The following is a 14,745-nucleotide window of genomic DNA, read 5'->3' as shown; positions in this document are numbered from 1 at the left end:
AAAATTGAACCTTTACCCCACCCTTATTACCCTTCGCAAAAGCCAGTATCTTCTTCCCACCCATACGCGTGATCTTTCCACCAGGCATGAGGCTTAAGAGAATATTCTTCATACTCGGATCATTCTTGATCGACTTGTAGGTGCTATACGACTCTGCGTTTAGTTTTTAAAATACTTTTTTGATGCCGCCAGACTCATCGTACATGTAGTCCATGCGTTGTCCTTGTGGACCCTCGGCACTGTTCGATTTCCCAGAAGCATCGTGAGCGAAGCGTACTTGTCCCACTCTCGAGTGCGTAAACGTTTCCACGTCGCCATCCTCGTTATACGTATAGGTTAACGTATTTCGTGTGCCATTAATAGACGAATAGCCTTCTTTATTGTTAGTCTTATCAAATGAACTTTAAAGAGCTATACACAAATTTATTCAACAGAATTCGATAAATGACAGGCGCGAGCAATTCAATTATCTTTTATTTTAGTACAAAAACCTTAAGGAATCGGACCCTCAAGGTTTTTGTACTAATATTACATTACTTATCAAATGGATAATTTTCGCATGAAATACATGTTTTTTCTATTTCTTTCACATCTTTTTTTAAAAATTTTTGAAGCATTTTAAGTTCTTCCTTTTTTTTTGCTCGTATTAATTCATAGTTAATATCTAAACACTTTCCTTCATCAATTTCTCTATTATAAAGTGGGCAAAAATAATGTATTACCATCACCTCCTAGAGTCTTTTATAACTTGCTTCACAACGTCGTCAAATTGTTTCTTTCCCCAAATAGTTATGATTCTTCCTTTATTGTCCATTACAACAACTGCCTTTTTAGAAACATATGCAAACTTCTTTCCGCCCCATTGAGATAATACAGCAATTGGCTTATTAACAGTGCTTTGAATTTCTTTAGTTTTAACTCCTCTAGTGATAGCTTGATTAACTGCATGTCCAGAAAAACTAGAAATTTTTATTTTAGGATTCTTGACAACAGTTCCAAATCTTCCGTTTTTCCCATAAGACTTTCCTATAATACCTACACTCTTTGTACCCTTTGCAAAGGCCAGTATCTTCTTCCCACCCATTCGAGTGATCTTCCCACCAGGCATGAGGCTTAAGAGGATATTCTTCATACTCGGATCATTCTTAATCGCCTTATAGGTAGAGTAAGCCGTATAAGCTTTAAATCCTGCTTTTGCTAAGAAGATAATCAACGGAATCGGCACGCGACCATCTGGATCCACAAAGTTAACCGGATTGTTGTCCGCATAAATGTACAGGTTTGTATCTGCCACAATATCGCGCGTTAAGAATCGTCCGGTATCCGCATCGTAGTAACGAGTCTGCACGTAGTACAAACTTGTTTCTTCATCATACACGTAGCTTGCATAACGGAATGGATTTGCTTCTCGTAAGAGACGCCCATCACCAGTTAGGCCGGTTCCGGATTGACTGATAATGTTTCCGTACGCATCGTACGTATACGTGACAACCATGATTCCATCCTCGTCACGAAGACCAAGCACATCGCCACGATGGTTCAGTACATACAGATATGTTTTTGGCGAAGCTCCGGTATGATCCGTGTACGTCATCAATTGACCAAGAGCATCTCGGACAAAGCTTGAGCGGATGCGGTTTTGGGCATCCGTGATGTAGGCTAGATCTTTTCCTGTGTAGTAATAGTGCTCGGTGCGAGAACCGGCTACTTTCTTCGTGCGCATGCCGTGATGGTTATAGTCATACGTGGCAATGGTTGCACCTGCGCGCTTCACTTCCGTCAGCTCTCGGTCCGTGTTATAGACAAAGTTCGTATCCCCACGTGACGTCGTGTTTCCAACGTGATCGTGCGTGTACGTGAGGGATCCTTGATGATGCAGGTGATTCGCTTTGTCGTACGTGTACGTTGTGCGAGCTGCGCCAACGGTCTTCGATAGACGGTTGCCTAAGAAATCGTACTCATAGGACTGGTCGAGCGTGATGGCGCCAGCGGCGTTGCGATGCGTCTCTTTACGAAGCTGATAGTCGTTATCGTATTCGTACGTGACGCGTGCTCCTGATAACGAGCGTACCTCGGTAATATGCCCATTCTCATCGAACGTGAGCTGCTCATCCGACACGAGGTCGCCATGCTTATTTTCTTGACGAATCCGAGACGGCTGGCCAACCGGGTTATAGTCATAGTACGTACTAAACGACTCTGCGTTTAGTTTTAAAAATGCTTTTTTGATGCCGCCAGACTCATCGTACATGTAGTCCATGCGTTGTCCTTGTGGACCCTCGGCACTGTTCGATTTCCCAGAAGCATCGTGAGCGAAGCGGACTTGTCCCACTCTCGAGTGCGTATACGTCTCCACATCGCCATCTTCGTTATACGTATAGGTTAACGTATTTCGTGTGCCATTGACAGCGGGATACTCTTCTTTTGTGACTCGGTCTAAAGAATCATAGGTATAGGTTGTCACAAGCGATCCATTTTGCGTCGCTTTCGTTTGATTTCCACTCTTATCATACTCATAGTCCCACGTAAGCGTGTCCGTTCCCCCATAGCTGACGCGCGTTAGTTCGTCAAACGCATTATACGCATAGTGAATCTGTCCGCCAGTTGGATACGTGACCTGCTTCAACGTACCATTTGGCTCGTAGGCAAATCGTGTCTCTGCGCCTAGTTGATCGACCGTTCTCGTCAGGCGGTCTAGTTCATCATGGTGTTGAGAAACGGAACTAAACACACTAGAGGATGCGGATGGTCGGTACTGAATCTGCGAAATGTTTCCATTCGCATCATGAGAAAGATCAAATCGTAAGCGATGATCCGATACAGACGTGACACGGTCTAGTTCATCATAGACGTAATTCGTGAAAACGCCACTCTTAGAGAAATTAATACGCGTGATATTTCCTCGCGCATCATTCGTATAGGTGACTTTTCTGCCTAACCCGTCGGTTTCTTCGATGAGATAATTGCCTTTTGCATCATACGCATAGCTGTCTCGGCTAATCTGATCATCTAACCGCACGTTATCGACGAGCATGGTACCCGTAAATCGACCCTTTGACCCTACAACAACGCGCATATGTGTCGCAGACGCGTGAATTTGCTTCGCACGTTGCTCGCTCATCTGCACATAAAGCGGTGTCCAATAATCTAATTTATTAATGGGTCGCTGTATTTCCTCCCGACCTAATTTGGCTCCTGTAGAGGAATATAACTCAATCGCAATAAATGCCGTTGCGTCCCCTAACTCTTTTCCACTGACAACACTACTTGCTGTGTATGTTTTTCCTGCACGAATTGGCTCAAGTGGGGCAGAGATAAAGGAAGCTCCCTTTGGTTCTATACCAGCATCATTTAGCACTCAATCTTAATTTTAAGAGATTGTTTTAAAGCCTGCTCTACCTATTACCTAAGCTTGTTACTTGCCTTATCAAAAATAAGAGGAGGCAGACTCGGAGAATGCCTGAAGACAATTAGTAGGATAAGGCTGGATATAAGACCACGCAGAAGGCGTTTAGGAGGAGACGATCGTCGACTCCTGCCGACGAGTAGGCTTAGATTCAGACCCTACTAATGTCGTAAGGCGTTCGTAGAGCTGACTCCTCCTACTATAAAGCAAATAAAACTGAACGAAACTAGTTAGATCTTTATCAACCAAGCTCGAAGAGCTGCACTAAAAAAGAGCTCTTTAGCAAATCAGCACTCCTCCCACACAAAAAGGGAAGCCCACGGCTTCCCCTTCAACAACTACAGCTTAAGCGTCCATCCAAATGGATCGCGCTCTTTGCCTGTTTGAATGTTTGTGATTGTTTTATACAGAGATGTTGTCACATCACCTGTTTCCCCACCATTGATTGTCATCGTCGTATCGCGCCATGTTAGTTCTCCAATTGGAGAGATTACTGCGGCTGTTCCTGAACCAAACGCTTCTTCAAGCGTTCCGTTGTCATATGCATCTTTTACTTCCTGCATCGTGACACGGCGTTCTGATACTGGCACCTTCCAGCTCTTTAGTAGCTCAATAACAGATTTACGAGTGATACCCTCAAGGATACTATCGCTTAACTCTGGTGTAACGATCTCGCCGTTTATTTTAAAGAAGACGTTCATACTACCGACTTCTTCGATATACTTCTTTTCCATCCCATCAAGCCAAAGTACTTGTGCGTGGCCGTTTGCAGTAGCTTTTGCCTGTGCATTGTACCCCGCTGAGTAGTTGCCTCCCGTTTTGGCACTTCCAGTACCGCCACGAACTGCCCGAGTTGTATCCTCCTCGACCATAATGCTTACTGGCTGAATGCCAGTAGGATAATAAGACCCTACTGGAGATAGGATGATGAATAGCTGATAGCTTTTAGCAGGTGCAACCTGCAAGCTAGGCTCTGTTGCGATTACGAAAGGACGAATATATAAGGACGTACCTTCTTCTGTAGGGATCCAGTCTTTCTCCAAAGCTACTAATTGCTTTAAGTGCTCAATCGCGCTTTTTTCATCGATTGGCGGAATGCTCAATCGTTTATTGGAGCGGTTCAATCGCTTAAAGTTTTCTTCAGGACGGAAAAGTCGGACAACGCCATCCTTCGTTCGATAGGCTTTTAATCCTTCAAATACCGTTTGGCTATAGTGAAAAACCATAGCTGCAGGATCAATCTCAATAGGAGCATAAGGTTTGATTTGTGGATTTGTCCACCCTTCGTCTGCTTTGTACTCCATTGTAAACATATGATCTGTAAATGTTTTGCCGAATTGAAGGGAATTCGGATCCGGCTTCGGTTTTTTCGTCACCGCTTCTGTAATTGCCAATGTTGCTTCCATAAAAAATCTCCTCTCGCCTACGAGGTGACATGCACCTTTTCGCCTACTGTTTGAATGTTCTATATTGTATCACGATTCGAATCGCAATTGTATAAATGATTTAGAAAATTCATGATAAATGAGATTTTGCAATTTGAAGCTGTTTTTTCACCTGTTCTTGGCCCGTTCCACCGTAGCTCGTTCGGTTTGCAACGACTTGCTCAGGCTTTAACACGTCAAAAATATCGTCTTCAAACAGGGTATGATGCTCTTTGTACTCTTCCATCGTCAGATCAAGTAAAAATTTCTTATGGTTAATGGCATAAAGGACGATTTTTCCGATGACTTCATGAGCCTCTCTAAATGGAAGTCCTTTTGTAACTAAATAGTCCGCAATATCCGTTGCGTTTGAAAAGTCTTCGTTTACTGCCTGCTTCATGTTGTCTGTTTTCACCTGCATGGTATCAATCATTGGCGCAAGCATTAGGAGTGATGCTTCTACTGTTTCCACCGTATCAAACATGCCTTCTTTATCCTCTTGCATATCTTTGTTGTATGCGAGTGGTAGCCCTTTCAATACGGTTAAAAGTCCGACTAAGTTGCCTAATACGCGACCCGTCTTCGCTCGCAGCAATTCTGGAACATCCGGATTCTTCTTCTGAGGCATGATGCTAGATCCCGTACAGAAGGAATCATCAAGCTCGATAAATTGGAACTCTTGGCTACTCCAAATAATGAGCTCCTCAGAGAGTCTTGATATGTGTGTCAGCATCAAAGAAGAGGCTGCCATAAACTCCACGATAAAATCTCGGTCACTTACAGCGTCCATACTATTTTCGTACACACCATCAAAGCCAAGCTCAGAAGCTACAAAATGACGATCGATCGGGAAAGTCGTGCCAGCAAGCGCACCAGCTCCAAGCGGGGATAGATTCGCGCGCTTTACGCTATCCTGGAGTCGACCTTTATCACGCTCAAGCATCCAAAAGTACGCAAGTAAATGATGCGCAAAAGAAACAGGTTGAGCGCGCTGCAGGTGCGTATAGCCTGGAATGAGCGTATCGATATGCTTATCTGCCTGGTTAAGAATCGCTGTTTGCGTTGCTTCAACGAGCTCAATAATCGCGTGTGTATGCTCGACTAAATATAAATGCATATCAGTTGCAACTTGGTCATTTCGACTACGCCCTGTATGTAGCTTGCCACCAACTGGACCAATTTCCTCGATTAAAAAGGCTTCGATATTCATATGAATATCTTCGTTTTGTACATTGTACGCATAATCTCCGGACGAAATCTTCGCTTTTACTGCATGCAGTCCATTAATAATCTGCTCCGCATCCTCTTCGCTAATGATCTCTTGCTTACTAAGCATCGTTGCATGCGCAATGCTTCCTTTAATGTCTTGCTCCATTAGCTTTTGGTCAAAGCCAATCGATGCTGTTTCTTCCTCTACTAATTGATTCGTCGCTTTCGTAAATCTTCCACCCCATAGCTTAGCCATGACAACACCCTCCATACATTCCATTAATAATAAAACAAGTGCCCCTAAATAAGCTAGGGGCACTCCATACATCGTTTGCTGTAAACGATTTGCTTATTTCGTAACCGTAACAGACTTCTTGTTATTTACCTGCGCATACGTTTTTGTTGTTAAGCCCCATAGCTTAATAAATCCAACTGCTGCATTATGATCAAATGCATCATGTTTTGAATACGTTGCAAGCTCTTCGTTGTACAGGCTATTGTCCGAGTGTCTCGCAACAACCATTTGCGTACCCTTCCAAAGCTTCACTTTAATCTTACCATTAACTTGCTTTTGCGTGTCACTAACGAATGCTTCTAAAGAAGATTTAAGTGGAGAGTACCAAAGTCCATCATAGATAAGCTGCGTCATTTGCTGCTCCACCTGCGTTTTGAATTGCGTTACTTCCTTTGTTAATGTTAAGAATTCCAGCTCTTTGTGCGCGTTAATTAATACGAGCGCTCCCGGATTTTCATACACTTCACGCGCTTTGATTCCTACAAGTCTGTTCTCAATGTGGTCAATTCGTCCAACACCGTGCTTTCCAGCTGTCTTATTAAGAGATTTAATGATCTCGACAAACGACATCGCTTCTCCGTTTAACGCTGTTGGCTTTCCATTTTCAAACGAAATCTCTACGTATTCTGGCTCATCTGGCGTATGCGCGATATTCGCAGTCCACTCAAATGCTTCCTCTGGCGCTTCCGCCCACGTGTCCTCTAAGACACCAGCTTCACACGCTCTACCCCAAATATTTGCATCAATCGAATAAGGCTTCTCTAGATTAACGGGGATCGGAATATTCTTCTCTTTTGCATATTCAATCTCCTGCTCACGGTTCATGCCCCACTCTCTTACTGGAGCAATAACCTCAAGATCCGGATTTAACGCCTGGATAGAAACCTCGAAACGCACTTGGTCATTTCCTTTACCCGTACAACCGTGTGCGACTGCAACTGCTCCTTCTTGCTCTGCTACTTCCACTAATAGTTTAGAAATAAGTGGGCGTGATAGTGCAGATGATAGTGGATACTTCCCTTCATATAAGCAGTTAGCCTGCAGAGCTGGTAACAGATACTCTTCTGCTAATAGCTCCTTCGCGTCGATAATAACGGCTTTCTCCGCTCCAACCTCGAGTGCTTTATTTTTAAGTGCCTCTAGATCCTTTCCTTCGCCAATTTCAAGACCTAGTGCAATAACTTCATATCCATACTGCTCTTGTAACCATTTAATTGATACGGACGTATCAAGTCCGCCAGAATATGCTAGAACAACTTTACCTTTACTCATGAATAACATCTCCCTAATCGGTATTTTTATATATCATAACGTATCTTTATGCAAAAAGCTACAAAAAAACACTATTTTTTTAATAATTTTTTTAGGAGAGCTTTCTGAGCGTGTAATCGGTTCTCTGCTTCATCAAATACGACGGAATGTGGACCGTCGATAATATCGGCTGTTACTTCTTCCCCACGATGCGCCGGTAAACAATGAAGGAATAAATAATCCCTCTGTGCATAATCAACCAAATCACTATTTACTTGATAATCCTTAAATGTTTGTAGTCTCGTTTCGATCTCTGCCTCATCACCCATGCTAGCCCATACGTCTGTGATGATAATATCTGCGTCTTTCACCGCTTCTTTCGGATCGTACGTAAAGGAAACGCTTCCTTCAGTTGCAGCTTCGTCTACAATGTCTTGATCTGGCTCATAGCCCTTTGGAGATGCTACGATGATGCTCATGTCTGCGTTCACCGCGCCTTGAATCAAGGAGTGCGTCATATTGTTATTGCCGTCCCCAATAAACGCAACCTTCAGCCCCTTAAGCTCTCCTTTATGCTCTTTAATTGTCATTAAGTCCGCTAACACTTGCGTTGGGTGATGCTCATTCGTTAACCCATTGATGATCGGCACTGTCGCATTCGCCGCAAACTCCTCGATCTTGGCGTGACCAAACGTTCGAATCATCATCCCATCTACATAGCGAGACATCACCTTCGCCGTATCGGCTACGGTTTCACCGCGACCAAGCTGAATATCATTCGCGCTCAAAAATAGCGCGTGGCCTCCTAACTGATACATGCCTACCTCAAACGATACACGCGTTCTAGTCGATGATTTTTCAAAAATCATTCCGAGCGTCTGACCAGCTAAGTGAGGATGGGGAATCCCATCCTTCACTTCCTGCTTCATCGTGATGGCATCTTCAAGTAGCTCGTGCAATTCTTCTTTCGACAAATCATTGATCGTTAAAAAATGTCTCATGATTAAACCTCCAGCGCTTTTCTGTATGATTGGATCGATTTAGGTGTGATCGTTGCTTCGTTATCTGTCGTGATGAATGTAAACGTATCTTCATGCGTAAATAGCGGTACTTGGTTCTTAATCGCAAGCTCACGTAGCTTAAAACCATTACTCTCGTGGTGTCTACCTGCAGTTGCAATGCTAAGCACTGCATCGATATCCACCTGCTTCATCAAGGCTTCAATATCCGCATAATCTACCTTTTCCGCTTGAACGCCATGATCCGTTAAATACTGATGCGTGGATGGCGTTGCATAAATACTCGCCTTTATGCAAGAGAGAACGTCCTTAATCGCTTGCTTCGATGCATCCGCAGCCGAAACAATGATAGTTGGGTTCGTAAGCATCGGTAGTACCTTCGCTTTTGCCTCCGCGACTGTCTCTCCAAACCCGATCATTTCACCAGTTGATTTCATCTCAGGGCTCACCGCATGATCAACCCCTTTTAGCTTTGTTGCAGAAAATACAGGAGCTTTCACTGTCACAAAGTCTGGCTCCTTCATTAATCCCTGTGGTGCGATGTCCGCTAGTACTTCGCCAATTTGAGCACGCACAGCCCACTCCACCATAGGAACACCCGTTACCTTGCTCATGATCGGAACCGTTCGTGAAGAACGAGGATTGACTTCTAATACGTAGACAGTTGAATCGTGAAGCACAAATTGAATATTCATCATGCCGATAACCTGTGCTTCTTTAGCGATAATGGTGGCGATTTCTACTAAACGATCTTTTTCTGCTTGTGTAAGTGTCTGAGATGGAAGAATCGTGACACTATCACCCGAGTGTACACCCGCTTTTTCCACATGCTCAAAAATGCCTGGAACGACGACGGTCTTCCCATCTGAGATCACGTCAATCTCCACTTCTTTACCTGGGATAAATCGATCGACTAGCAGGGGCCAACTCGTTTTAGTCGTTGCATCCTCTAGTCTAGAAAGGTAGCGATCAAGCTCTGCGTCCGAGTGACAAATATACATAGACTGCCCGCCGATAACAAAGGATGGACGAATGAGGACAGGATAAGAAAGCTCATTAACCGCCTGTTTAAGCTCGGACTTTTGGTGACAAATCGTTCCCTCAATATGTGGAATCGCGTGCGCGTCTAATAGCTGATAAAAGGCTTCGCGATCTTCAAGCTTAGTGATGGAATCAGCACTCGTGCCGATAATAGGAAGACCTGCCTGCTTTAGCTCATTTGCTAGGTTAATCGCCGTTTGACCACCGAACTGGACAATAACGCCATCAACCTGTTCCTTCGTAGCGACTGCTAAAACGTCCTCTACCGTTAAAGGTTCGAAGTAAAGGCGATCACCAATTGTATAATCAGTACTTACTGTCTCTGGATTATTATTCATCACAATCGTTTCGTAGCCGCTTGCTTTTGCTGCTAGTGCTGCATGGACGGAGCAATAATCAAACTCGACTCCTTGCCCAATACGGATTGGCCCTGATCCTAATACGAGTAGCTTTTGCTTGTCATGAGTTACTTCTACCTCATCAAAGCCTTGCCACGTAGAATAGTAGTATGGTGTTAACGCATCAAATTCACCTGCGCATGTATCAACAAGCTTATAAGACGGCGTAAGGTCAAATGTCTGTAATGCTTGATAAACGTTCAGCTCTGTAGTCCCTGTTAAGGTAGCAATTTGCTTATTACTCACATTTAAACGTTTTAGCTTTAGGAGCTCTTCTTTCGTTAACGATTCTAACTTTTGTCCTTTAATGGCAAGCTCTGCAGCAACTATTCGCTGTAGCTTATAGATGAACCAATAATCAATGCCCGTTAACTCATGAATCGTCTCTAAAGGAGTTTCGCGAGCTAGAAGCTCTCCAATCGCAAAAAGTCTGCGGTCATTCGGATTTTCTAACAGGTCAAAGAGATCTTGCTCCGATGCTTGCTCAAAGCCTGTATCCATGAGGCTGTAGCGGTTCATCTCAAGCGAGCGGATCGCTTTATTCATCGCCGCTTCAAACGTACGCTCCAATGCCATGACCTCACCCGTCGCCTTCATCTGCGTCCCGAGCGTGCGATCTGCTTCTGAGAATTTATCAAACGGAAAGCGCGGTAGCTTTACGACGCAGTAGTCTAAAGCTGGCTCAAACGATGCGTACGTATTACCCGTGATCGGATTTAAAATCTCGTCAAGTTGATAGCCAATCGCGCACTTCGCTGCAATACGCGCAATTGGGTAGCCTGTCGCCTTTGAAGCAAGTGCAGAGGAGCGACTCACACGCGGGTTAACCTCAATAATTGCGTACTCTTCGGATTCTGGGTGAAGTGCGAATTGAATATTACAGCCTCCAACAATTTCAAGGGCACGAATCACTTTAAGTGAAGCATTTCGTAGCATTTGATACTGCGTATCAGTGAGCGTTTGTGACGGAGCAACCACGATTGAATCTCCCGTGTGGACACCTACTGGATCTAAGTTTTCCATGTTACACACGATGATGCACGTGTCATTTGCATCACGCATGACCTCGTATTCGACTTCCTTCCAGCCTTTGATACTTTGCTCGACTAATACTTGGTGAATCGGGCTTGCTTCAAGTGCTGTTTGAAGCTTATCCTTTAGCTCCTCTTTTGAGTAAGCAAAGCCACCTCCACCGCCACCTAGCGTATAAGCCGGACGTAAAATAACAGGGAATCCAGCTTCATGAACGAAGGAAAGTCCCTCCTCAAGAGACTCGACGATCTCTGAAGCCGGGACTGGCTCCTTAATGTCATGCATGAGCGAGCGGAATTTTTCACGATCTTCCCCTTGTTGAATCGAAGGAACGGATGTGCCGAGCAGTCGCACGTTGTGCTTCTCTAAAATCCCTTGCTCAAACAGTTGCACCGTTAAGTTAAGACCTGTTTGACCGCCTAATGTACCAATGAGACCATCTGGTTGCTCGACTTTTATAATATTTTCGACCGAATCAACGGTTAATGGCTCCATATAAACATGATCGGCGATCGAATCGTCTGTCATAATGGTCGCTGGGTTATTGTTAACGAGAACGACTTCGATTCCCTCTTCTTTAAGCGCTAAACAAGCTTGTGTGCCTGCATAGTCAAATTCTGCTGCTTGCCCAATAACAATTGGACCAGATCCTATTACGAGTACTTTTTTTATTGTGTGATCAAACATGCCTTTTTGCCTCCTGCCTGCACCTGCTGTAAAAATTCTTCGAAGATAAACGCTGTATCACTTGGTCCTGGATGAGCCTCTGGATGGAACTGCACGGATTGAACCGGTAGCTCTTTATGCTTAATTCCTTCTAAGCTTCCGTCATTTACGTTTTTAAAGGTAATATCAAAAACAGCTGTATCGATCGTGCTATCCGTGACGACATAGCCGTGATTTTGCGACGTGATACTTACTTTCCCTGTCGGTAGATGCTTCACGGGGTGGTTGCCACCGCGATGTCCGAATAACATCTTTTCTGTTTTAGCACCGTAAGATAACGCCACTAGCTGGTGCCCTAAGCAAATACCGAGCGTTGGGTAGCTTGCTGTAATTTTTTTATAAAGCTCAAAGTACGGAGCTAGTGTCATAGGGTCTCCAGGTCCGTTACTAAATAACACCCCGTCTGGCTTTAATGCTACAAGCTTTTCGAACGAATAGTTGTAAGGTACAATCGTCACTTTACATCCTTCCGCAACTAACGCATCTAGGATCGATTTTTTATAGCCGAAATCATAAAGCGCAACGTGCTTCTCGCCTTCTCCGTGTACTTCTGTTTTACCAACCGATACTTCCTTTACTAGCTCGCCAGATTCGAATGATGGGAATGTGGAAAGTAGCTCCTTTGAGATAACCGCTTTAACGGTGTGCTGCTTACGAATAATGGAGACCAATTTACGCGTATCCATGTTTTTAAGTCCTGGAATTCCTTGCTCTTTTAAGTAATCATCAAACGTCCAGTTAGAGAGATAATGGCTGGGATTATCACATACATCATTTAAAAGAACTGCCGATACCGCCACTTTTTTACTCTCTGCGTCCACTTGATTTAATCCGTAGTTCCCTATTAACGGGTATGAAAATGTGAGGATTTGCCCTTTATACGAAGGGTCCGTCATCATTTCCTGATAACCTGTCATCCCTGTATTAAATACGAGCTCGCCATAAGCCTGAAGGTCCGCCCCGATCCAATCGCCTTTAAATACGTCACCTGTCTCAAGCATCAAATATCCTGTCATACGAGTACGTCCTCCTTTGATAAAACAGCCGCTAGCTGCTCTGTAAAATGATCTAATTCCTCTATCGTCACCGTAAGTGGTGGTAATACTCTCAATACGTTTGGCCCTGCAGGCAATGTTAAAATGCCGTTTTGTTGTAGTTCTTTAATTAGTGGCATAACCGGTTGATCAAATTCGATGCCGATTAAAAATCCTTCGCCTCGTACGTTTGGCACAAGCTTTTTAAGCGATTCTATAAAATACGTTGCTTTTACTTTTACTTCTTCTAAGAAGCCTGATGCTTGTATCGCTTCGACAGTAGCTACTCCAGCAGCCATTGCTAGTGGATTACCACCAAACGTACTCCCGTGTGTGCCAGGCCCCATCGATTCAGCAACCGTTGCTGTTGCCATCATCGCTCCTACCGGAAAACCAGAGCCTATTCCTTTGGCTGTGGTCACGATATCAGGTGAGATTCCGTATTGCTCATAGGCATAAAATGTTCCCGTTCTTCCTGCTCCTGTTTGGATCTCATCGACAATAAGGAGAATATCGTACTGCTCACAATAAGTCGCAACCTCTTGCACCCACGCTTGACTAACTGGACGCACGCCACCTTCTCCTTGAATAAGCTCTATCATAATCGCGCATGTTGACGCAGGGTCAATGTGTTCCTTTAGATCGCCATACATCTCCATGTATGAAAATCCGGGCGTGAGTGGTGTAAAGCCTTGATGGATTTTATCCTGTCCTGTAGCGGCCATCGTTGAACCTGTTCGACCATGGAACGACTGCTTTAAGCTGACAATACCGTTTTTTTCCGTGTGTCCATGATCATTGGCATATTTTTTAGCAAGCTTGATAGCTGCTTCATTCGCTTCAGCCCCACTATTACAAAAGAACACTTTTTCAAGATGGCGTCCATTTGTTAGCAGTTTCGCCAGTTTTTCTTGTAATGGAATATGATAGAGGTTTGAGACGTGCATCAGCGTGTGAGCCTGAGTGGTGATAGCATCGACGACGATTGTTGGCGTGTGGCCGAGGTTGCACGTCGCAATTCCAGATGTAAAGTCTAGATATTTTGTTCCAGCCGTATCATAGACATAGCTCCCGTGTCCGCGTTCTAGTGTGATATCAAATCTTGCGTACGTATTCATAACGGATGATGAGTTAGACATAAGATGCTTCCTCCAAACGAATCGATGTCCCACAGGCCGTGTGAGTCGCAAGTCCAATAAGTGACTCACTGTCTAAGATAATACTTTCTTGAACGCCTGATTCAATGCAGGATAGCGCGGCCTTGACCTTTGGGATCATACCACCAGAGATCGTGCCATCCGTTATCGCCACTTCAATAGCCTTTTTTGATAGAAAAGGGATGATTTCCTTTTGTTTACTCATGACACCTTTGATATTAGTGACAAAAACGAGCTTCGCTTGCATCGCTTTCGCAATTGCGGCTGCAGCACTGTCGGCATTCACGTTAAGCTTTTGCTTCTCTTTTGTCATCGAAATCGGGGAGATAACAGGCACATAGTTGTTCGCTAGTAGCATCGTAATCATCTGCTTATTTACATGAGCGATGTCTCCTACTAACCCAAGTGCCCCTGTTTGATCTGCAAGCTTTGCTTGTAATAGCTCTCCATCAATTCCACTTAGCCCAAAAGCTGCTACGTGCTGCTCTTGTAGCTTCGTAACAAGATATTTGTTTGTCTGTCCACTTAGGACCATCTCACACGTTTGGAGCACCTCAGGCGTGGTAACTCGCAACCCTTGATGAAACGTTGCTTCAATCGCGTTCTTTTCTAATGCATCGTTAATTGCTGGTCCGCCACCGTGCACGATAATCACGTTATTTGTCCTCGTAAGCTCATGTACATGTTTGTAAAAGGCTTGTGGCAAACTTTCTAATGTACTTCCACCAATTTTTAATACGAGTGTTTCCACTT

General features: G+C 44.2%; 11 protein-coding genes. All 11 read right to left on the bottom strand.

Annotation, left to right across the window (positions count from 1 at the left end; genetic code table 11):
• Window positions 1-166: 166 nt before the first annotated feature.
• The 11 genes from FLK61_RS09705 to argB all read right to left on the bottom strand — a co-directional run bounded on the left by FLK61_RS09705 (window position 167) and on the right by argB (window position 14,743).
• The gene (locus tag FLK61_RS09705) at window positions 167-310 is read right to left on the bottom strand and encodes a hypothetical protein (RefSeq protein WP_176009270.1); all 144 of its coding nucleotides are present in this window, start codon (window positions 308-310) and stop codon (window positions 167-169) included.
• Window positions 311-533: 223 nt separating this feature from the next.
• Window positions 534-725 carry a hypothetical protein gene (locus tag FLK61_RS09700; protein WP_176009269.1) on the bottom strand — a complete coding sequence of 64 codons (192 nt, stop codon included), beginning with the start codon at window positions 723-725 and terminating at the stop codon, window positions 534-536.
• Entirely contained in the window at window positions 725-3,358 is a 2,634-nt protein-coding gene (locus FLK61_RS09695; protein WP_176009268.1) for an RHS repeat domain-containing protein, read from the bottom strand. The genes FLK61_RS09700 and FLK61_RS09695 overlap by 1 nt, the downstream gene beginning before the upstream one ends.
• A gap of 386 nt (window positions 3,359-3,744) precedes the next feature.
• Window positions 3,745-4,812 (bottom strand): branched-chain amino acid aminotransferase, encoded by a 1,068-nt coding sequence (locus tag FLK61_RS09690; protein WP_176009267.1) that lies wholly within the window; start codon window positions 4,810-4,812, stop codon window positions 3,745-3,747.
• 109 nt (window positions 4,813-4,921) lie between these two features.
• On the bottom strand, window positions 4,922-6,295 hold the full coding sequence (gene argH / locus FLK61_RS09685; protein ID WP_176009266.1) for an argininosuccinate lyase: 1,374 nt from the start codon (window positions 6,293-6,295) through the stop codon (window positions 4,922-4,924).
• Between the two features lie 93 nt (window positions 6,296-6,388).
• Window positions 6,389-7,606, bottom strand: a complete 1,218-nt coding sequence (locus FLK61_RS09680; protein ID WP_176009265.1) for an argininosuccinate synthase — start codon at window positions 7,604-7,606, stop codon at window positions 6,389-6,391.
• A 71-nt stretch (window positions 7,607-7,677) separates the two neighbouring features.
• Window positions 7,678-8,586, bottom strand: coding sequence for an ornithine carbamoyltransferase (argF, locus tag FLK61_RS09675; RefSeq protein WP_176009264.1), 909 nt, complete (start codon window positions 8,584-8,586; stop codon window positions 7,678-7,680).
• Window positions 8,587-8,588: 2 nt separating this feature from the next.
• Window positions 8,589-11,762 (bottom strand): carbamoyl-phosphate synthase (glutamine-hydrolyzing) large subunit, encoded by a 3,174-nt coding sequence (gene carB / locus FLK61_RS09670; protein ID WP_176009263.1) that lies wholly within the window; start codon window positions 11,760-11,762, stop codon window positions 8,589-8,591.
• Window positions 11,744-12,817 carry a carbamoyl phosphate synthase small subunit gene (locus FLK61_RS09665; protein WP_176009262.1) on the bottom strand — a complete coding sequence of 358 codons (1,074 nt, stop codon included), beginning with the start codon at window positions 12,815-12,817 and terminating at the stop codon, window positions 11,744-11,746. The genes carB and FLK61_RS09665 overlap by 19 nt, the downstream gene beginning before the upstream one ends.
• Entirely contained in the window at window positions 12,814-13,974 is a 1,161-nt protein-coding gene (locus tag FLK61_RS09660) for an aspartate aminotransferase family protein (protein ID WP_176009261.1), read from the bottom strand. Before FLK61_RS09660 ends, FLK61_RS09665 begins: the two co-directional genes overlap by 4 nt.
• Complete coding sequence (gene argB, locus FLK61_RS09655; protein ID WP_176009260.1) at window positions 13,967-14,743, bottom strand: acetylglutamate kinase; 777 nt, start codon at window positions 14,741-14,743, stop codon at window positions 13,967-13,969. Before argB ends, FLK61_RS09660 begins: the two co-directional genes overlap by 8 nt.
• Window positions 14,744-14,745: the final 2 nt, after the last annotated feature.

This window comes from Paenalkalicoccus suaedae (assembly GCF_006965545.2).
Taxonomy (GTDB): domain Bacteria; phylum Bacillota; class Bacilli; order Bacillales; family Salisediminibacteriaceae; genus Paenalkalicoccus; species Paenalkalicoccus suaedae.
This window is presented reverse-complemented; position numbering and strand designations above follow the sequence as displayed.

Coding starts and splice junctions, on each gene's coding strand:
- FLK61_RS09700 (WP_176009269.1), bottom strand. CDS start 725: ATGGTAATACATTATTTTTGCCCACTTTATAATAGAGAAATTGATGAA.
- FLK61_RS09690 (WP_176009267.1), bottom strand. CDS start 4,812: ATGGAAGCAACATTGGCAATTACAGAAGCGGTGACGAAAAAACCGAAG.
- argH (WP_176009266.1), bottom strand. CDS start 6,295: ATGGCTAAGCTATGGGGTGGAAGATTTACGAAAGCGACGAATCAATTA.
- FLK61_RS09680 (WP_176009265.1), bottom strand. CDS start 7,606: ATGAGTAAAGGTAAAGTTGTTCTAGCATATTCTGGCGGACTTGATACG.
- argF (WP_176009264.1), bottom strand. CDS start 8,586: ATGAGACATTTTTTAACGATCAATGATTTGTCGAAAGAAGAATTGCAC.
- carB (WP_176009263.1), bottom strand. CDS start 11,762: ATGTTTGATCACACAATAAAAAAAGTACTCGTAATAGGATCTGGTCCA.
- FLK61_RS09665 (WP_176009262.1), bottom strand. CDS start 12,817: ATGACAGGATATTTGATGCTTGAGACAGGTGACGTATTTAAAGGCGAT.
- FLK61_RS09660 (WP_176009261.1), bottom strand. CDS start 13,974: ATGTCTAACTCATCATCCGTTATGAATACGTACGCAAGATTTGATATC.